The sequence below is a fragment of the Streptomyces sp. NPDC091271 genome (genome assembly GCF_044757505.1).
Classification (GTDB): Bacteria; Actinomycetota; Actinomycetes; order Streptomycetales; family Streptomycetaceae; genus Streptomyces.
On sequence record NZ_JBIVVD010000003.1, the window covers coordinates 750,018 to 768,133 of the forward strand.

Here is an 18,116-nt window from a genome sequence, read left to right on the forward strand (position 1 = left end):
AGGCGGATGCCGACCCGGTCGGCGCCGATCTCCTCGGCCACCGCCCGGGCGACTCCAACGACGAGGCGTCTTGCCTCACTGGTGGGGTGTTCGGTGATGTCCGTCAGCCATGACTCGTTCACCCAGGCCGGGGTGACGTCACGCCGGACGAGATCGTCGTGGCCCAGGCCGCTTGCCCTTCCTCGCCTCGGGAAACGATCTTTCCGCGCAAGGACGCCGACGCTCGCCTTCGTCGTCGGTGGGGTCGAGCGGGGCATCGTCCGCGTCAGGTCGGTGATCGGCGCGAAGGAGCCCACTGCGGCGTTGTTCACGAGAATGTCCAGGCTGCCGGACCGCTCTACGGTCCGCGTGACAGCGGTTTCGACGTCCTGTTCGCGCATGCTGTCGGCGCGGATGGCGAACGCGGTACCTCCCGACGCGATTGCGGCGGCTACTACGGCGTCCGCGCGCTCGTTGGACCGGGCGTAGGTGAACGCCACCGCCGCGCCGTCGGCCGCCAGGCGCGCGACGATGCCGGCTCCGACTCCTCGCGACCCTCCGGTCACCAATGCTGTCCTGCCTGCCTGCCTGCCTGCCTGCCTGCCTGCCTGCGAGCGGTTGTGCGGTCATGAGTCTCCCCCTCGGAATGTGGTGCTGGGCCGGGCGCCCGTGATCACGGACGTGCGTGGGCGACGAACCGGGCGGAAGACGGAGAGGGAGCGGCTGTCGACGCTGCCGCAGTTGGAGAAGGCGTCGCGCACGCTGGCGCGGGCGGCGAAGGTGCTGTTCGAGGAACTGGAGCTGGTCGAGGAGCACGGCACGGACCTGGACGTGGCCGTGCTGTGGGCGGCGCTGGAGGAGTCGCCCCGCGCGCCGCCGTGATGACCGCGGCTGCCACGGTGGTCTCGTTGGTGGTCGACGACACCTACCGGCGGCAGATGAACCGGCAGCTCACTGTGCAGGAGTCCCGCCACAAGCTGGCCCGGGACGTGTGCCACGGCAAGCGCGGCACCATTCACCAAGCGTACCGGGACGGCATGGAGGACCAGTTCGGCGCGCTCGGCCTGGTCCTCAACGCCATCGTGCTCTGGACCACGAAGTACATCGATGCTGCCGTCGCCCTGGGACGGTGCAGCTCGGGCCATCGCCGCTATTCCTTCTTGCTAAGTACCGGTAGTCAGCGTTACTGTGTACCAGTACTCAACGGCGCTAACTAGCGCGGGAAGGAGGTATTCCATGGCCAAGCTGCTCAGCGAGATGCTCAAGGGGACGCTCGAAGGCGTCATCCTCGCGTCCCTGTCCGGCCGGCCCGCCTACGGCTACGAGATCACTACGCGGTTGCGGGAGCAGGGGTTCTCCGACCTCGCCGAAGGAACCATTTACGCGCTGCTGCTGCGGATGGAGAAGCGCGGTCTCGTCGACGTGGAGAAGGTCCCCTCGGAGAAGGGGCCGCCACGCAAGGTGCACTCCCTCAATGCCGAGGGGCGCAAGTACCTCGAAGAGTTCTGGCAGACCTGGAACTTCCTCACACAACGGCTGGAACAGCTACGCGAAGGAGACAAGTGACCATGTCCGACACAGAGAAGAGCGGGATCATCGCGAAGATGATCGGGCCCAAGAAGCGCTGGAGGGCCTACAAGGCGCGGGTCGCGGAACTCCCCGAGAACTATCGGGCCGCGGTCGAGGCGATCGAGCGGCACCTGATGCATTTCGTCCCCACCGACGGCGACGCCAACGCGTCGATGTTCGAAGATCTCGCGGATCTGTTTGAGCAGGCCGCGGTCAACGGGACGCCGATCCGAGAGGTCGTCGGCCAGGACCCGACGGAGTTCGTCAAGGAGTTCGCCGAGAACTACTCGGACGGTGGCTACGTCCCCGCCCGTGCCCGCCAGCAGCTGACCGACAGCATCGAGCGCGCGACCGGCGAACAGGCCGGAACGGAAGGCTGAACGCCCTGACGGCGGCCAGGCGCAACGCGTCCAGGGCCGCCCCTTCCCTCCCCTGCGGTGCTGCGCGGCCACCGGACATGCCCGCCAAGCCGCTCCTCGCCACCCGCCCACGGCTGCATATGAGCCAGCAACTGTCATGAACGGCTCAATGGCTGCTGCCCGCACGGTTGCACGCCAGCCACCCCAGATCCACCCAGGTACAGCCCATGAGAGCCACGCCGTGACGATCACGCAAGAGCGACACCTACTTGAGGACATCCATGATGACCAAGAACAACAACGGCTTCTCCGAGGCCGGACTGGGCAAGCTCCGTGAGGTACTGGCACGTCACGTGGAATCCAACAAGATTCCCGGGCTCGTCGCCCTGGTCAGCCGAGGCGAGGAAACCCACGTCGAAGCGCTCGGAACGATGCGCCATGACAGCAGCGAACCGATGCGCCGGGACACCATCTTCCGCATGGCCTCGACCACCAAACCGGTCGCGGTCGCCGCGACCATGGTGCTGCTGGACGACTGCCGACTGCGACTTGACGACCCCATCGATCGATGGCTCCCTGAACTCGCCGACCGGCAGGTCCTCAAGCGGCCCGACAGCCCGCTGGGCGAAACCGTCCCGGCACGACGCCCGATCTCTGTGCGGGACCTGCTCACCTCCACCAGCGGGCTCGGGCTGGACATGACAGCGATGGGCTCCCCGATGATGAGCGCCTACTTCGAGCACAAGGTCTACGGCGAGAACGGATGGCTGCTGCCGGCAGTCGAGCCCGATGAGTGGATACGCCGTCTGGCCACCCTTCCGCTGATGTACCAGCCCGGCGAGCGGTGGCTGTACAACGTCAGCGACGACCTGCTCGGAGTGCTCGTGGCCCGCGTCACGGGACAGCCCTTCGAGACGTTCCTGCGGACACGCATCTTCGACCCGCTGGGCATGAAGGACACCGCATTCCACGTCCCCGCCGACAAGATCGACCGGCTGCCGCCGCTGTACGCGCCCGACCCTCAGACCGGCGAGTTCACCATCGAAGACCCGGCCGAGGGCGGACGGCACAGCACGCCCCCGGTCTTCCCGTCCAGCGGCGGCGGACTCGACTCCACCGCCGACGACTACCACGCCTACTTCCGCATGCTGCTCAACCACGGCAAGCACGGCACCGAACGCATCCTGTCCCGGCCCGCCGTCGAGCTGATGACCACCAACCGCCTCACCCCCGAGCAGGCGGCCGCCCGGGAGACCTGGGCCCGCAACGTCGTCCACCTCTCGCACGGCCAGGGACAGCATGGCGGCTGGGGCTTCGGGATGGCGGTGCGCACCTACCGCGGCGACTACGCGCCCGTCGGCCAGTTCGGCTGGGACGGCGGCGCCGGCACCACCACCTACGCCGACCCGCACAACCAGCTCGTCGGCATCCTGCTCACCCAGACCGGGATGTCCACACCGGACTCGGCACGGCTCATCCACGACTTCTGGACCACCCTCTACCAGGCCATCGAAGACTGATCCGCCACTCACCGGGTCGGCCTGACGAACCTCACAGGTCGCCCACCCGTCCCGCCTGTCGTCAAACGATGGCGAACACCTAACCGACCCCCATCCGAGCCGGATCGAGGGGGATGTAGCCGGATGGAAACGGGTGGCTATGTCCGTTACTCCGGCATCGCCGCAGGTGAAAGGCGTCACGCCCACGGGTTCGAGTCCCACCCGCCCCACCAGTCGGCGCACTTCAGATGCATCTGACCTGGCCTTTTGTGGCGATCGCCTGAGAGGGCGTCATGTAGAGGTCCCACGGCCGTTGGGGGAGACGCTCGTGCTCACCGGGGACGCCTGAGAGACGCAGCACCGCGCGCAGTCGGCGGAGGTCTCCGCGCAGTGTCGATCCGGTCTGCGCCGCCAGCTTGGCCAGGCCCGGGTCCGCCGTGCGGGAGGGAGCCAGATCGGTCAGGAGCCGTGCGCGCTCGGTCATGGGGATCATCAACAGGATCCACGCGGTGTCGGTAGCGTTGCAGGCCGGTCCCGGCGACGCGCCGGCCGTCGGCTGCGAGGTGCAGCCGACGGCCGGCAGCGCCACCACCATGGCGCATGCCGACCACAGGGTCAGAATGTGCCGGCGGAGTTGCACTTGGCCTTCTGGGTGATGCAGTCCTTCACACGGTGCCCGAGACCGGCGTTGTCCCAGGCGTTGAAGAAGTCGCCGTGGATGGACGATGCCATGCCCGAGGCGAGCCGGAAGCCCGCGGTGCTGCCGCTGGTCGGATAACTGACGACGAAGGAGAGGTTGGGGATGGCGACAGGGTAGGCGCCGCTGCACTTGCCGTCGTAGGTGGTCGCCACGTGCGACTTGTGGTCGGGACTGTCGAGGTTCTTGCCGTCCCAGCAGTCGGGGAAGACGAGTTGGTGGGTGAGGTGGGCCTTGGGGGCGCAGCGCGGCCAGTTGCCGTCGGCGCTGCGGCCGATCTCACCGCCCTCGCCGGCGCACCAGTACTGGCCCGGCGAGCCCGCCGGGGTGGGCGTCTGGGTCTTGGCGTTGCCCGCGATCATGCGGAACCCCTGCGGGAAGGGCACGGTCGCCGAGGGGTCGACGAGCCGGGAACCGTAGTACACGATCATGCCCTCGGCTTCGACGGCCTTGTCGCCTTCGTACAGGGTCGGGATCCAGTACGCCGAGAGGTCGTCGGCAGGGGTGCAACTGGTGGGTGTGTTGGTCAGCAGCGACTGGGTCGTGGAGAACGCGTCGGTGCTCTTGTTGCCGAAGAAGCTGTGCATGTGGGACGCACCGGGCAGGCCCGGCAGGACGATGGGGTCGTCCGGCTTGGAGTGACTGTAGGAGCAGGTGGCGTTGAACTCCGGGACCCGGACGATACCGGCGGGCACCGCGGCGGGTGTCATCGCACGGAACTGCGCCAGCTGGGCGTCCCACTTGGCCTGGTCGACGGGGACCCATCCGGCCGCCGGGCTGTCGCCCGCGCCGACGAAGGAGAACCAGTTGATGTTGACGAAGTCACCGGCCGCTGTGCTGCGCAGCACGGCGAACACCGTCTGTGAACCGGTGGGATGGGTGGTGACGTCGGTGGCCTGGGTCGCCCAGGTCTGCCAGCCGCCGGTCGGGGAGACCGGTATGACGGCGAGCAGTGGTCCGGTCAGGCTGCCGGTCCGGAATTCCACCGTGCCCGAGCCGACGGCGGACGCGATCCGGGCCGACACCGTCAGCCGGCCGGCCGCGCCGAGGTCGACGCTGTCGAAGCGCATCCAGTCGCCGTTGGCGAGGAACGCGGCGTTCTGCCCGCCCCCGATGTCCCCGGTCGCCTCCGACGCGACACCCGACTGGGCTGCGTAGGACTCGGCCTGGACGGTGACCGTCGCGGCCTGGGCCTGCTGGGTCGATACGGTCAAGCTCAGGGCGGCGGCCAGCACGACCGCCAGAGCGCTCGCCAGCACTGTGTACAGATGGACGGAATATCTGCGCATTTCACTTCCTTACGGGCATCAGGGGTGACGGGGCCGCATCTCGCCGAAGTACAGCGATGGAGGAGCGGGAGGCGGACAGAGACGTCTGCCCGCAGGGGGATTCGGGTGTCTCGGACCGCCGCCCGCAGAGGGTGGGCGGAGCCGCCCGGGGCCTTCGCGGTCACCGGGCGGCCAGGGGTTACTGATAGACCCGCACGTGGTCGACGAGCATTTTGGCGGGGAAGGGGGTGCCGGCGTCTGTCGGGCCCGGCCAGTCGCCTCCGACCGCCAGGTTGAGGATCAGGTAGTGAGGGTGGTCGAAGATCCACGGCCCGCGCGTCTGCTCCACCTGCTCCTTGTCGAGAGTCAGAACGGTCCGGCCGTCCAGGCTGTAGGTGATGCCCTTGCTGTTCCAGTCGGCGACCCAGGTGTGGAAGTCGTCGGAGAAGTCGGCGTTCCCGGGCAGTGTGTACGGCGCGCCGATTCCGCCTCCGCCGTTGTAGGCGGGCGCGTGGACGGTCGAGTAAGCGGTCTTCACGTCCTTGCCGAGGATCTCCATGATGTCGATCTCGCCGTTGTACGGCCACGGCCGGCCCGTCAGGAAGTCGGCGCCCATCATCCAGAAGGCGGGCCACAGACCGTTGCCCTTGGGCACCTTGATGCGTGCTTCGACGCGCCCGTAGGTGAACTGGAACGTCGCGCCGGTGTTCATCCGCGCCGAGGTGTACTGGCACGTGGTGCTGCCGCTCAGCGGGTCGGGCGGGCACGACGATCCGGCGGTGACCTCCTTGCGTGCCTCCATCACCAGGTGTCCCGCCCCGTCCAGTGCGGCGTTGCGGTGGTCGGTGTAGTACTCCAGCTCGTTGTTCGGCCCGGTGCCCGGGTCGGCCCTCCACTTCGAGGAGTCGGGTTTGCCGCCCGCGGCGCCGTCGAACTCGTCGCTCCACACCAGTCGCGGGGGGTTCGCGGGGTCACTCGGCAGGGGCGGAGGCTGGATCGGAGCGCCGCCGGTGCCATACACCTGGAACTCCCACAGCGAGTAGCCGTAAGGGGTGGCGCGCTGCGTCCCGTACATGCGCACATAGCGGCCGGTGCCGGAGACGGCCAGCGTCTGCTTGAAGCCCGTGCCGGACGTCGTCGAATAGATCGGTGTCCAGTCGGCTCCATTCGACGAGACCTGGATCTGGAAGGACTTGGCGTAGGCGGGATCCCACTGCAGGACGACCTTGTCGATCTGCGCCGTCGCACCGAGATCGACGGAGATCCAGCCTGGATCGGTCCATCCCGTGGTGGAGCTCGTGGACCAGCGAGAGGCCGGATCCCGGTCGAAAGCCCTGGCCGGTGTGCACTCCCAGCAGTTCTGGTCACTCTGGGAAGAGGAAGCCGCGCCCGGCCTGCCGTAGGAGAGCAGCCTGGCGGCGTCGCCGCCGGGACCGCCGGCGGTGCCGTACACCTGGAACTCCCACAGCGAGTAGCCGTAAGAGGTGGCGCGCTGCGTGCCGTACATGCGCACGTAGCGGCCGGTGCCGGAAACGGCCAGGTTCTGGGTGCCGCCCGTGCCCGCCGCTGCCTGGTGGACGACGGTCCACCTCTCCGCGTCGCTCGATACCTCGATCCTGAACGCCGTGCCGTACGCGGCTTCCCAGTTGAGGACGACCCGGCTGATCCCGGCACTCGCCCCGAGGTCGATCTGAATCCACTGCGGGTCGGCGAAGGCGCTGGACCAGCGCGTCCCGGGGTCGCCGTCGACGGCGCCAGGAGCGCTGAAGTTTCCCTCGGTACTCGAGGAGGTGGTGGGCTTTCCCTGAGAGAGCAGCACCTCCGCCGCCTGCGCGGAAGGAGTAGGGAGAGCGATGAAAGTGAGCAGTGCGGCCGCGAGGGCCAAAAATAAGCTGAAGCGACGCAGCGGCGCTTGCATGGGCGACTCCTCAAGTGGGGGAGGCCAGGGAGCGCTCCCTGGAAGGGAGGATGGAGGGACTGGTAAGGGCTGTCAAGGCCTCATTCACCTCGAAAAAACAGCTACGTAACACCTACGACGCATGGAGGGAGCGGTCCCTCGTGGCCTACGCGGCGCGCCGACAGCCACGGGGGTGGCGCTGAAGGAGACGCCTTTCCGAGCACGCTCATGTCGCCCCGGCCTGCGGATACGCTGCTCGCATCGCCATGACGCAGAGCCGGAGGTCGCCCTGATGAGAAAACCCGCCCCGCGCACGAACCCGGGCGGCGGCACAGGGGACGGACAGGTATGAAACGCCCCACTCTCGATGTGGTAGCCGCCCGAGCGGGCGTGTCCAAATCGAGCGTCTCCCGGGTCATCAACGGCGAGACGACGGTCGCCCCGCAGATCCGGGACGTCGTCATGCGCGCCGTGAACGAGTTGGGCTACGTGCCCAACGGCGCGGCACGCAATCTCGTCACCCGCCGCACGGACACCCTCGCCGTGGTGGTATCCGACCCGCCCCAAGGAGTCGTCTCCGACGACCCCCTCTTCTCCGCCGTGGTCCGCGCCGTCAGCAGAGAGCTCGAGACGGCGGGCAAACGGCTCGTGCTCATGCTCGCGGAATCGGACCGGAGCCGGACCAGAGTCGTGCAGTACATCGCCGGCGGGCATGTGGACGGCGTGCTCCTGGTCGCCTTGCACGGTACGGATCCGCTGCCGGCCGCACTGGCCCGGCAGGGCCTGCCCGTCGTGTCCTTCAACCGCACCTCCGCACAGGACGTCCCGTACGTCGCGCTGGACAACGCCGGCGGAGCGGCGCTGGCCGTGCGTCATCTCCTGGAGCGCGGTCGGCGCCGGATCGCCACCATCACCGGGCCGCTCGAACTGTACGAGGCGCGTGAGCGTCTCGAGGGCTACCGTCAGACGCTGCGTGACACCGGCCGTCGCTCCATCGTGGCACTGGGCGACTTCACCAGAGCCTCCGGCGCCGAAGCCATGCGGCAGCTCCTGGAGGACGATCCCGACCTCGACGCGGTGTTCGCAGCCAACGACCTGATGGCGATCGGAGCCCTGCGCACCCTCCATCAAGCGGGCCGACGCGTCCCCGAAGACGTGGCGGTCGTCGGCTTCGACGACATAGAAGCCGCGTCCTACACCAGTCCCGCGCTCACCTCGGTGCGCAGCCCGATGGCCGACCAGGCGACCGCCGCCGTCCACCTGCTCCTCGGCCTGATCGACGGCGGCCCCACAGGGCCGGTGATCATGCCGAACGAACTCGTCGTGCGCGAGTCGACCTGATCTCCCGTCAGCACGCGCTCCGAGGCCCTCTCTCGCGACCGCGTCCGCCGCTGGGCGACCGCGCCGGAGAGCGTATTTTCGGTGCGTGAGGCAAATTCTGAGCTCTGAGCTGGACGGCGCTGTTCGAGGAGCCGGAGACCATGAGTGGAAAACTGTTCGACAGGCCGGGACTCAGTCGTCATGATCCGCACGGTGACGACTCCTGAGCAGTTCCTGGCGATGGCCGCCGCCCGCAACAACGCCGAGTGGTGTGCGGCGATGTGCCGATCGCACGGGCTGGAAAGTGAGTTCGGGTCGCAGGCCTGGGCCGCTCCGGTACGGACCCCGCTCTTCTACCCCGACGCGGTGACGCTGGGGCCCGGCGCGGACGGGACCGCACTGGTGGCCCGGATCGGTACCGCGGCGGCCGGTGCCTCGGTCAAGGACAGCTTCGCCGACCTCGACCTGACCCAGGCCGGCTTCGAGGTGCTCTTCGAGGCGCAGTGGATCCACCGCCCGGCAGGGACGCCCGCCCCCGCCTCCGAGCTCCGCTGGGACGTGGTGGGGGACCGGGCGGGGCTCAGTGCCTGGGCACTCGCCTGGGACGACGGGGACGGTAACGCGCACCTCTTCCGTCCCGGACTGCTCGACGACCCCGAGACGTTCGTGCTCGCCGGACGGTCCGCCGACGGCCGCGTGGTCGCCGGCGCGGTGGCGAGCCGCAGCGAGCAGATGGTCGGCCTCTCCAACGTCTTCGCACGGGAGGGGGGTGGCCCCGACGGCGGGTGGCCGGTCGTGCTGCAGGCGGTGGGCCGACTGTTCCCCGGCCTTTCCGTCGTCGGCTACGAACAGGGCGATGAACTCGCGGCGGCCGTCCGGGTCGGGTTCAAACCGGTCGGCCCGCTGCGGATCTGGATCCACCACGGCGAGTGACCGAACCTTGCTTGTGCCGCTCCCCGGCGCCGGACCCGCCTGCCACGCCGCGGCAGCCGGACGCCGGCCGCGACGTCAGCCTCGGCTGGGCTGCCCGCGCCTACCGTCTGCGCGCGGTCGTGTTCCTGCAAGAAGGCCCGAGCATGTTCGTGTACGAGCTCCTATGGCTGAGGAAAGCGGCCCATCTCGGCCGCGAAGAGCACCGGATCACTGTCGAACCCGCGGATCATCTGCTGAAACGTCCACGCTCCGGAAGCGTCCCGTACGAACTCCGCGACCGTTGCCGCACAGGATTCACTGACCTGAGAGAGGTCGTCCTTGAGGAGCTCGTCATATCCCTCGACGACCAGAACTCCGACGTTGGAGATGTTGGCGAATGCCTTGCGGCCGTCGTTCTGGTGAATCGCCACACCTACGACAACCCGTGTGAAGGAGGAAGCGAGGCGATCGAGCTCCAGAGTCATCTCTTCCACGTAGCCGAAACCCTGCCCTGTCCGGCTGTGCCGACTCATGTTGATGGTGCCGTCCGGTGAGCGGCTGTCGAAGTGCACGACGTAGACAGGCGGGCCGTATGCGGCGGCTTTCGAGTAGGTGGTGGCGATGATGTCCAGATGCTGTTGTGACTCATTCCACGGGCTCGGATCCCACTTGAGCCGTACCGAGACCTTCCCCACTCCACGGCGCTCGCTGCTCACCCGTTGGCTACCTCTCTCCAGTCGAACTACTACAGCGAATGACCGGACAAGTATGACTGACTACGGCTCAGGTGACGCTCGAACAGCTGGATCAGTGGGACGGCATCACGTGCCGACGGCCTGAGCCTGCGGGGCCGTGCTGTCACGTACCACCAGGCGATGCGGGGCCGTGAGGTCCGAGGGCGGTACCTCGTTGTCCGGGCTGTAGATCCGGTCCGCCAGGCACTGCATGGCCATCTGGGCGATCTGGCGCTTGTCAGGAGAGACCGTGGTCAGCGTCGGCCGGCCGTACCGTCCGTCCTCGATGTCGTCGAAACCGACGACCGCGAGTCCCTCCGGGACCCGTACACCCCTGTGATGCGCCAGATGTATCGCCCCCAGGGCGAGTTCGTCGCTGAAGGCGAATACCGCGTCCGGGGCCCCGCCGTTGTCGAGCAACCTCGCCATGGCTAGAGCGCCGTCCTCGCGGTGCAGAGCGTCGACGGCTCCCTCCCACTCCGGCCGTGGCTGCACGCCGGCCCGCCGCAGCGCCCTGCGATAGCCCTCGGCACGCAGGCCTGCCGTTCCGTTGTGCAGGTGCGGCTGGAGGCCGATGGCCGCGACACGGCGGCGCCCAAGGGCCAGCAGGTGGGTGGTCGCCTCGTCCGCGGCGGTGACGTTGTCGACGGCCACGCGGTCGGCGAAGCCCTGGGGACTGCGCTCTCCGAGGAGCACGATCGGCAGGGGCCGTGCGGTGGACGCCAGTTCTTGCGCGGTCAGCGACCAGGGACTGATGATCAGCCCGTCCATGACGCGGCCGCCGCTGCCGGTCAGCAGGCGGCGTTCGGCCTCGGCGTCGCCTCGCGTCTGGTCGATGATCACTGTCAACGACCGGCGCCGGGCCTCCTCCACCAGCAGACCTGCGAGTTCCGCGAAGTAGGGGGAGTGCAGCTCGGGGATGGCCAGGCCGATGATTCCGGTACGCCCGGCCCGCAGGCTGCGCGCGGCGAGATTGGGGCGATAGCCCAGTTCGTCGATCGCTGCCTGAACCCTTCGCCGGGTGTCCGCCGCGACCCGCGCGGATCCGCTGACCACGTTCGACACGGTGCGCGCCGAGACTCCGGCGCGGGCGGCTACGTCCTTCAGGCTGCTCGTCACCACGCCATCCTGACACGCCGCCGTCGACGGCGATCAAGATTGTCCCGACCACCTATTGCAACGTGGCATTCATCGCTGCAACATGGCTCGGACAGTCCTGACGCAAGGAGGCACGCATGAGCCCGCACCCGCACCCGGGAACGTCCCCGGCCGACCTCGACCTGGACGTGACCAGGGAAGTCGAGGCCCTGTACGCGCACGGCATCACGGCCCGCAAGGGCGCGTTCACCGCGGAGTGGGCCGACCGCCTGCACGAGGACATCGAGGCCGCCTTCCAAGAGGCACTGACGCGGCCCGACGGAGCCGTCGGGCGTGGACCGCACCGTTACTACGTGGAGGTCCACCCCGAGCAGTTGCGCGGATTCGTCGAACTCGTCGACCACCCCTGGGTGCGCTCGGTCTGCGAAGCCGTGCTCGGTGCCGACTACCGCATCGTCGAGCTCGGCTTCGACGTGCCGCTCGAAGGCGCCGTCAACCAGCCCTGGCACCGGGACTTCCCCATCCCCGAGGAGACCCGTGCCGAGCGGCGGCTGACCTCCCTGGCCTTCAACGTCACCGCCGTCGACACGGAGGAGGACATGGGCCCCTTCGAGATCGCGCCTGGCACGCAATGGGACGACAGCCCGGAATTCGGCCACGGTATGTTCCCGCCCCGGTCCCACTACCCGCGCTACGAGGAGCGCGCCGTGCGCAAGTACCCCCGGCGCGGGGACATCTCGGCGCGCAGCGCCCTGACCATCCACCGAGGCACGAAGAACAACTCCGCGAAGTCCCGCCCCGTGCTGGTCCTGGGCGTCGACGGGCCGGAGGCATCCAACGGCGACCGGCACGACACCGCCGTGACCCGCGCCTTCTGGGAGGCGTTGCCCGAGCGCGTCCGGCAACATCTGGACTGCCCGGTCGTCGACGAGTTGGAGCCGATCACCCAGAAGCACACCATCGAGGGTCTGGTCATGGGCGATGCCTGAGCTGACAGCGCAGGGCGGGCGCGACCGCCTGTCCGCCGAAGACGCCCCGCGCACCCCCGCCGCGGTCTACGCCGTCTCAGCCGTCTCCGCCCTGGGCGGACTGCTGTTCGGCTACGACACCGGCATCATCTCCGGAGCCCTGCTGCACCTGCGTGAGGACCTGGACCTGACCTCCCGTGAGCAGGAGATCGTCGTCAGCGTCATCCTGCTCGGAGCCATGGCCGGGGCACTCGTATCCGGGCGGCTGGCCGTGCGGCACGGGCGGCGCAAGGTCGTCGTCGCGGTCGCGGTGGTCTTCGCCCTGGGTGCGGCGGCCGCCGCCGCGGCCCCGGGCGTGGGCAGTCTCGTCACCGCCCGCTTCGTGCTCGGCCTGGCTGTCGGCGGCGCCTCCAGCGTGGTGCCGGTGTACATCGCCGAACTCGCCCCGGCCCCGATCCGCGGTCGGCTCATGGTGCTGTTCCAGCTGATGGTCGCCATCGGGCAGCTCATCGCCTATCTGTGCGGCTGGGCCCTGGCGGACAGTGGTGGCTGGCGCACCATGTTCGCCCTGGCCGTCGTACCCGCCGCGGCACTGGGCATCGGCATGGTGTTCCTGCCCGAGAGCCCTCGCTGGCTCATCGGACGCGGCAGAACCGACCAGGCGCTGGCGGTTCTGGCCCGGCTGAGGCCGGACGGCTACGCGGTCCGGAAGGAGATCGCGGAGATCACCGAGGCGGTCGCCGGTACCGGCGGCACCGCCGTCGACGGCACGACGTCCGGGCGCTGGCGCGACCTGGGGCAGCGATGGGTCCGGCCCGCCCTGCTGATCGCCGTCGGTATCGCCGCCTTCTCCCAGCTCACCGGCATCAACGCGATCGTCTACTACGCCCCCACCATCCTCGTCGACGCGGGCTTCGGGGACTCGGCCGCGCTGCTGACAGGTATCGGTATCGGCGCCATGCTCGTGGTGGCGGGTGTCGTGGGAGCCGTGGCGGTGGACCGGGCGGGCCGCCGGCGCACGATGCTGTGGTTCCTGCCCGGATCGGCGATTGCCATGGCCGTCCTGGCACTCGCTTTCCTCGGCCCGGTCGACTCGCCCGCCCAGCGCTGGACGGTGATCATCGCCCTGTTCGGCTACATCCTCTGCAACGGCATCGGCATGCAGGCCGTGGTGTGGCTCATCGGGCCTGAGATCCTGCCCCTCGCCGTACGCGGCCCGGCGACCAGCTTGGCCACCGTCACCCTGTGGGGCTTCGACCTCGTCATCGCGCTCAGCGCACTGACCGCCATCCGGACCATCGGCCAGTCCGGAACCTTCATGGTCTACGCCCTGATGAACGTCGCCTGCATCGTCTTCGTCGTGACGAAGGTCCCGGAAACCCGGGGCCGCTCTCTGGAGACCATCGAACGAGCCCTGCGCCGCGGCGGCTCGTTCCGTAAGGCGCTCCACGTCTGACCAGGCTCGAGGTCGTGGGGCAGACCATCGACGGTTCCGGGCGGCCGCACTTCGCCGAGGCCTTCCCACTCATGGGGTGATCGTGGGGGCCGGAGCGCCGATCCGCAGGCCGCATCGGCTTCACCGCCTGCCGGTCCGAGGACATGGACTCTGCTGCCCCCCCCAGGACGGGGGCGGCAGAGCGCCGGCCAGGCTCAGTAGAGCGTCCGCCAGGCGCCGCGCGGCCAGGCCAGCACCGCGAAGACCTGCGTGGCGGCGGCCTGCTCGATGACCTGGGTGGTCCCGCTGTCGTCGAACCGCATCAGGCCGGTGGCGCTGTCCCGCTGCTCGGACCAGATGTGGTCCGCGTAGTCGGCCATCGCCCGCCGGTAGACGGATCCGCCGGTCACCGACTCCAGCAGCAGCAGATTCTTGAAGAAGATCGAGTTGAAGAAGACGGGCTGGGTCAGCAGCCTGCCCTCGGTCACGTAGTGCGTGTACGCGGCCTCGGCCGTACGCCGGGCCTGGCTCAGGTACTTCCGGTCGCGGGTCGCCTCGTACAGCAGGACGCCGACGCCGACCGGGACGCCCTGGTTGTAGGACCAGATGGTCCGGTCGACCGCGCCGGCCAGGTCGAGGCTGTCCCAGTAGAGGCCTTCGGGGGTCCGAAGGTGGGTGTTGGTCCAGTCGTAGAAGCGCAGGGAGGATTCCAGATAGCGTCCCTTGCCGGTGATCTGGTGCAGGCGCATGCCGAGTTGGGCGCCGGGCATGTTGGAGACGGTGTTACGGCTGTGACTCCAGTCGGCCTGGGTCCAGAACACTCCGCCGGGGGCGGGATGGCCCGGGTCGGTGTCCCAGCCCGACTCGACCAGCGTGAAGATCTCCTCCGCGCGGCGGAGCGCCGCCCGGTCGCCGGTCTGCAGGTGCAGCTGGGACTTGGCCAGCCCCACCCACTCGTTGTCGTCGTAGAACATGTCGCCGCCGTCGCCGTGCGGAGCGACCGGGTAGGAGTCGTAACCGGGGAGGCCGGTGGTGCCGCCCGCGGCATTCCAGTACAGCTCCTGCGCCTCGGCGCGGACGGCCAGGGCCGGCGCGTAGCGGCGGTCCACGAAGGCCAGGTCGAGAGCGGCGACATGGGCCTGGGAGAGCGGCCATTCATAGGAGTACGGGCGGTCGTCAGCGGCGGCCGGGTACTGCTCGCGTACGAGTCCGGTGCCGTCCGCCGTGTCGAAGTACTTCTTCAGGGCGTCGTACGTGACGCGCGCACGGGAGAGGGAGCGGGAGCGGGAACGGACGTCGGCCGGGGCCGCTGCCGACGCGGCGGTGGTGGCCGCGGGCGCGGCGGCCAGTGCGGCCAGGGAGGCGCCGAGGACCTGACGGCGTGAGAGGGACCAGCGCATACGGAGCTCTCCTGTTCGAGGTACGGCACGGTACGGAGCGACCGACAACGTTGTCATCAGCTCGGGGGAGCGTCAACGGCCAGGACCATCGGTTTTGCGTCACAGCGGATGCGGAACGGCGAACGCCGCACCGCCTCCGCTGGAGCGGGGTCGAGGGGGACGCAGGCGGACGGAAAAGGGCTTGTACGCCCGCTACATCGAGAAAGCCGCAGGTGAGACGTATCGCCGGTTTGGGTTCGCCCGGGTGCTCGACGTCCGGTCAGCCGTGGACCGGCGCCGCCGGTGCCAGTCGGTACGCGTCACCCTCGCGGCGCACGTGTCCGGCGGTGGGTGGCGGGAAGTGGCTGCCGAGCAGGAGTGTGGGCGTGCCCGCGAGTGAGTCGAGCATCCGGCGCCGTGTCCGGGCGGCGAGTTCGGGCGAGATGTCCACGCAGCTGCAGATCCCGGGGTGCGACAGCTGGACCGGGTGGTGGATGCTGTCGCCGGTGACCAGCGCGTTCTCACCCCCGCTGCTCAGCCGCACCGCCATCTGCCCGGGGGTGTGGCCGGGGGTGGGCAGCAGGCGCAGGCTCGGTGCGATGTCCGTTCCCTCGTCCGCGACGTCGACGAGCTCGAGCAGGCCCGCGTCCCGGACGGGGTGGACCGAGTCCCGGAACATCTGCTGTCGTGCCTCCTCCATCTCGGCTCCGGCCCAGTGGTCCCATTCCGTGCGGGCGGTGACGTAGCGCGCGTTGGGGAAGGTGGGAACCCAGTCGTCCCCCTCGGCCCGTGTGTTCCAGCCGACATGGTCGGTGTGGAGGTGGGTCAGGATGACGAGGTCCACGGTCTCCGGGGCGAAGCCCGCCGACCGCAGTCGAGCTTCGTAGTCGCTGTTCAGGTCGTGCCAGGCGGGGTTGGCGCGCCGCTTTCCGTTCCCGATGCCGGTGTCGACCAGGACCCGCATGCCGTCCACCTCGACGGCGAAGCTGTGGCTTGCCAGGCGGAGCGCGCCCTGTTCGTCGGCGAAGTCGGGGTGGAGCCAGGGTGTCCCGGTGACGATGCCGGCAGTCGCTCCGGGCAGCAGCCACGGGCCGGTTTCGGCGGGGAGGGCTATCTCGTCGATGCGCCGCACGGTGTGGTCGCCCACGGTCCATGCGGGCGTCCGGGGGGTGGGTGTGGTGCTGGTCGGCGACGTCGCGGGCATGGCGGTCTTCCTCACCTGTTGCAGCTAAAAGCAATTGGTTTGCTTTAACCGACCGTAGGGCCTACGTTCGTCTAAAGCAAACGATTCGCTTTTACGTGGTACCGGGCCGGGGCGCTCCCCGGCCCGACGCACCGTGCAGAACCGGAAGGACGCGCATGACCAGCGAACTCACACCCCAGGAAGCAGCCCGAGGGGCGCTGCGGGCGGGGCTCCCCCTCGGCGGTGACCGCCACGACGCGGTGGCCGCGACGGCCAACCACATCCACTCCGTCATCTCCCTGCTGCGTGAACTCGACTTCGGTGACACTCCGCCGGCAGCCTCCTACCGGGCCGGAGAGGAGGACAACCGATGAGGCCGTTCGAACTGTCGCTCACCGAGGCCTCCCGTGCGGTGCGCGCACGGGAGTTGTCCCCGGTCGAACTCACCGAATCCGTACTCGGTCGTATCGGCGCGGTCGACGGACGGCTCGGCGCCTATGTCACCGTCGCCGCGGACGCGGCCCGGGCCGCGTCCGCGCGTGCCGAGAGGGAGATCTCCACCAGCGGACCGCGTGGGCCGCTGCACGGGATCCCCATGGGGCTCAAGGACCTGATCGACGTCAAGGGGATGCCCACCACGGCGAGTTCGGACGTCCGGGCCGGGCATGTCGCGGAGCGCGACAGCCATGTGGCGGAACGGCTCGGCGCCGCCGGGGCCGTCCTCCTGGGCAAGACGCACACGCACGAGTTCGCGTACGGCCTGACCACGCCGCAGACCAGCAACGCCTGGGACCACAGCCGTGTGGCCGGAGGGTCCAGCGGCGGATCGGCGGTGGCCGTCGCCGCGGGTGCGGCGACGTTCGCCCTGGGCACGGACACGGGCGGCTCGATCCGGGTCCCCGCGGCGCTGAACGGAGTGGTGGGTCTCAAGCCGACCTACGGCCTGGTCTCCCGCTCCGGCGTCACCCCCCTCTCCTGGTCCCTGGACCACGTCGGACCCCTCACCCGCACCGTCCACGACGCGGCCCTGGTGCTGGCCGCGACAGCCGGTCACGACCCGCGCGACCCCGCGAGCGTGTCCGGTCCGCCGACGGACCTCTCCGGCGGAGGTGACCTGAGGGGGCTCAGGGTCGGCGTACCCGGCAATTACTACTTCGACCGGGTGTCGCCCGACGTCGAGGAGGCGGTACGCCAGGCGATCGGGCGGCTGTCGGAGCTCGGGGCGGAGCTCGTCGAGGTCGAGATCCCGATGGCGCGCTACATCCAGGCCGTTCAGTGGGGGCTGATGGTTCCCGAGGCCACCGCCTACCACGAGCGTTCGCTGCGGGCCGCCCCCGGCCTGTACGCGCCGGACGTCCGCATCCTGCTGGAGGCCGGCGAACTGACCTCGGCCGGCGACTACCTGCGTGCCCAGCGGGCCCGGACGATGATGTGCGACGCCTGGGCCCGCATGTTCGACGGCATCGACGTCCTGGCCGCGCCGACCGTGCCGATGACGGCCGCCGAGGCCGGCCGGGACACCGTGGAGTGGGCCGACGGCACCACCGAAGCGGTGTCCGACAGCTACGTACGGCTCTCCGCCCCGGCCGACATCACCGGAGTACCGGCCCTCACCCTCCCGGTCGGCCACGACCGGGCCGGCCTGCCGATCGGCATGCAGCTGATGGCGAGGCCCTTCCGGGACGCGACGGTCCTGCGGGTCGGACGGATCTACGAGGAGGCGGTGGCCGACCGGCGGCGGATCGCCCCGGTCGCCGTCTGAGGCCCGGCGGTACCGGTGGCCTCGCGGGAGCCCACGGCATCACTTTCCGGGCGGCTA

At 69.4% G+C, this 18,116-nt stretch carries 17 protein-coding genes and 2 pseudogenes; 11 read left to right on the top strand and 8 right to left on the bottom strand.

Annotation, left to right across the window (positions count from 1 at the left end; genetic code table 11):
• Window positions 1-269 precede the first annotated feature (269 nt).
• A pseudogene (locus ACIQM3_RS15140) lies at window positions 270-545 on the bottom strand (SDR family NAD(P)-dependent oxidoreductase); the annotation flags it as partial.
• 115 nt (window positions 546-660) lie between these two features.
• On the opposite strand from ACIQM3_RS15140, the gene ACIQM3_RS15145 reads away from it, so the two are divergent.
• The 5 genes and pseudogenes from ACIQM3_RS15145 to ACIQM3_RS15165 all read left to right on the top strand — a co-directional run bounded on the left by ACIQM3_RS15145 (window position 661) and on the right by ACIQM3_RS15165 (window position 3,427).
• On the top strand, window positions 661-861 hold the full coding sequence (locus ACIQM3_RS15145; protein ID WP_401623850.1) for a hypothetical protein: 201 nt from the start codon (window positions 661-663) through the stop codon (window positions 859-861).
• A gap of 35 nt (window positions 862-896) precedes the next feature.
• Window positions 897-1,097: pseudogene (locus ACIQM3_RS15150) on the top strand (Tn3 family transposase); the annotation flags it as partial.
• 118 nt (window positions 1,098-1,215) lie between these two features.
• Complete coding sequence (locus ACIQM3_RS15155; RefSeq protein ID WP_363173309.1) at window positions 1,216-1,545, top strand: PadR family transcriptional regulator; 330 nt, start codon at window positions 1,216-1,218, stop codon at window positions 1,543-1,545.
• A 2-nt stretch (window positions 1,546-1,547) separates the two neighbouring features.
• Window positions 1,548-1,928: a DUF1048 domain-containing protein gene (locus ACIQM3_RS15160; protein ID WP_401523951.1), complete on the top strand. Its 381-nt coding sequence runs from the start codon at window positions 1,548-1,550 to the stop codon at window positions 1,926-1,928.
• Window positions 1,929-2,191: 263 nt separating this feature from the next.
• Complete coding sequence (locus tag ACIQM3_RS15165; RefSeq protein WP_401623852.1) at window positions 2,192-3,427, top strand: serine hydrolase domain-containing protein; 1,236 nt, start codon at window positions 2,192-2,194, stop codon at window positions 3,425-3,427.
• Between the two features lie 223 nt (window positions 3,428-3,650).
• Here the strand turns inward: ACIQM3_RS15165 and ACIQM3_RS15170 are convergent, their stop codons facing one another.
• From ACIQM3_RS15170 to ACIQM3_RS15180, 3 genes are all read right to left on the bottom strand, one after another.
• Window positions 3,651-4,046 carry a hypothetical protein gene (locus tag ACIQM3_RS15170; RefSeq protein WP_401623854.1) on the bottom strand — a complete coding sequence of 132 codons (396 nt, stop codon included), beginning with the start codon at window positions 4,044-4,046 and terminating at the stop codon, window positions 3,651-3,653.
• The gene (locus tag ACIQM3_RS15175; protein ID WP_401623856.1) at window positions 4,022-5,392 is read right to left on the bottom strand and encodes a DUF1996 domain-containing protein; all 1,371 of its coding nucleotides are present in this window, start codon (window positions 5,390-5,392) and stop codon (window positions 4,022-4,024) included. The genes ACIQM3_RS15170 and ACIQM3_RS15175 overlap by 25 nt, the downstream gene beginning before the upstream one ends.
• Before the next feature lie 178 nt (window positions 5,393-5,570).
• Complete coding sequence (locus ACIQM3_RS15180; protein ID WP_401623858.1) at window positions 5,571-7,289, bottom strand: discoidin domain-containing protein; 1,719 nt, start codon at window positions 7,287-7,289, stop codon at window positions 5,571-5,573.
• A 327-nt stretch (window positions 7,290-7,616) separates the two neighbouring features.
• Between ACIQM3_RS15180 and ACIQM3_RS15185 the strand changes: the two genes are divergently transcribed.
• Window positions 7,617-8,609, top strand: a complete 993-nt coding sequence (locus ACIQM3_RS15185) for a LacI family DNA-binding transcriptional regulator (protein WP_401623860.1) — start codon at window positions 7,617-7,619, stop codon at window positions 8,607-8,609.
• 192 nt (window positions 8,610-8,801) lie between these two features.
• On the top strand, window positions 8,802-9,521 hold the full coding sequence (locus ACIQM3_RS15190; protein ID WP_401623862.1) for a hypothetical protein: 720 nt from the start codon (window positions 8,802-8,804) through the stop codon (window positions 9,519-9,521).
• A gap of 161 nt (window positions 9,522-9,682) precedes the next feature.
• On the opposite strand, the gene ACIQM3_RS15195 is transcribed toward ACIQM3_RS15190, so the two are convergent.
• Complete coding sequence (locus tag ACIQM3_RS15195) at window positions 9,683-10,237, bottom strand: TerD family protein (RefSeq protein ID WP_401624361.1); 555 nt, start codon at window positions 10,235-10,237, stop codon at window positions 9,683-9,685.
• 84 nt (window positions 10,238-10,321) lie between these two features.
• Entirely contained in the window at window positions 10,322-11,353 is a 1,032-nt protein-coding gene (locus ACIQM3_RS15200) for a LacI family DNA-binding transcriptional regulator (RefSeq protein WP_401623864.1), read from the bottom strand.
• A 116-nt stretch (window positions 11,354-11,469) separates the two neighbouring features.
• Here ACIQM3_RS15200 and ACIQM3_RS15205 point away from each other — a divergent pair, with 116 nt between their 5' ends.
• Together ACIQM3_RS15205 and ACIQM3_RS15210 are read left to right on the top strand one after the other, a co-directional pair.
• Window positions 11,470-12,321: a phytanoyl-CoA dioxygenase family protein gene (locus ACIQM3_RS15205; protein WP_401623866.1), complete on the top strand. Its 852-nt coding sequence runs from the start codon at window positions 11,470-11,472 to the stop codon at window positions 12,319-12,321.
• Window positions 12,314-13,756: a sugar porter family MFS transporter gene (locus ACIQM3_RS15210; protein ID WP_401623868.1), complete on the top strand. Its 1,443-nt coding sequence runs from the start codon at window positions 12,314-12,316 to the stop codon at window positions 13,754-13,756. Before ACIQM3_RS15205 ends, ACIQM3_RS15210 begins: the two co-directional genes overlap by 8 nt.
• A gap of 194 nt (window positions 13,757-13,950) precedes the next feature.
• Here ACIQM3_RS15210 and ACIQM3_RS15215 read toward each other — a convergent pair whose 3' ends face one another.
• Together ACIQM3_RS15215 and ACIQM3_RS15220 are read right to left on the bottom strand one after the other, a co-directional pair.
• Window positions 13,951-15,135, bottom strand: a complete 1,185-nt coding sequence (locus ACIQM3_RS15215; protein ID WP_401623870.1) for a glycoside hydrolase family 76 protein — start codon at window positions 15,133-15,135, stop codon at window positions 13,951-13,953.
• A gap of 259 nt (window positions 15,136-15,394) precedes the next feature.
• Window positions 15,395-16,318, bottom strand: a complete 924-nt coding sequence (locus tag ACIQM3_RS15220; RefSeq protein WP_401623872.1) for an MBL fold metallo-hydrolase — start codon at window positions 16,316-16,318, stop codon at window positions 15,395-15,397.
• A gap of 155 nt (window positions 16,319-16,473) precedes the next feature.
• Here ACIQM3_RS15220 and ACIQM3_RS15225 point away from each other — a divergent pair, with 155 nt between their 5' ends.
• A complete protein-coding gene (locus ACIQM3_RS15225) occupies window positions 16,474-16,671 on the top strand; it encodes a hypothetical protein (RefSeq protein WP_401623874.1) in 198 nt (65 codons plus the stop codon).
• The gene (locus ACIQM3_RS15230; RefSeq protein WP_401623876.1) at window positions 16,668-18,059 is read left to right on the top strand and encodes an amidase; all 1,392 of its coding nucleotides are present in this window, start codon (window positions 16,668-16,670) and stop codon (window positions 18,057-18,059) included. The genes ACIQM3_RS15225 and ACIQM3_RS15230 overlap by 4 nt, the downstream gene beginning before the upstream one ends.
• Window positions 18,060-18,116 lie beyond the last annotated feature (57 nt).

Excerpts from the sequence above, each read along its gene's own strand:
- ACIQM3_RS15215 (WP_401623870.1), bottom strand. The coding sequence starts at position 15,135 with ATGCGCTGGTCCCTCTCACGCCGTCAGGTCCTCGGCGCCTCCCTGGCC.
- ACIQM3_RS15220 (WP_401623872.1), bottom strand. The coding sequence starts at position 16,318 with ATGCCCGCGACGTCGCCGACCAGCACCACACCCACCCCCCGGACGCCC.
- ACIQM3_RS15210 (WP_401623868.1), top strand. The coding sequence starts at position 12,314 with ATGCCTGAGCTGACAGCGCAGGGCGGGCGCGACCGCCTGTCCGCCGAA.
- ACIQM3_RS15175 (WP_401623856.1), bottom strand. The coding sequence starts at position 5,392 with ATGCGCAGATATTCCGTCCATCTGTACACAGTGCTGGCGAGCGCTCTG.
- ACIQM3_RS15155 (WP_363173309.1), top strand. The coding sequence starts at position 1,216 with ATGGCCAAGCTGCTCAGCGAGATGCTCAAGGGGACGCTCGAAGGCGTC.
- ACIQM3_RS15165 (WP_401623852.1), top strand. The coding sequence starts at position 2,192 with ATGACCAAGAACAACAACGGCTTCTCCGAGGCCGGACTGGGCAAGCTC.
- ACIQM3_RS15160 (WP_401523951.1), top strand. The coding sequence starts at position 1,548 with ATGTCCGACACAGAGAAGAGCGGGATCATCGCGAAGATGATCGGGCCC.
- ACIQM3_RS15180 (WP_401623858.1), bottom strand. The coding sequence starts at position 7,289 with ATGCAAGCGCCGCTGCGTCGCTTCAGCTTATTTTTGGCCCTCGCGGCC.
- ACIQM3_RS15205 (WP_401623866.1), top strand. The coding sequence starts at position 11,470 with ATGAGCCCGCACCCGCACCCGGGAACGTCCCCGGCCGACCTCGACCTG.
- ACIQM3_RS15230 (WP_401623876.1), top strand. The coding sequence starts at position 16,668 with ATGAGGCCGTTCGAACTGTCGCTCACCGAGGCCTCCCGTGCGGTGCGC.
- ACIQM3_RS15185 (WP_401623860.1), top strand. The coding sequence starts at position 7,617 with ATGAAACGCCCCACTCTCGATGTGGTAGCCGCCCGAGCGGGCGTGTCC.
- ACIQM3_RS15225 (WP_401623874.1), top strand. The coding sequence starts at position 16,474 with ATGACCAGCGAACTCACACCCCAGGAAGCAGCCCGAGGGGCGCTGCGG.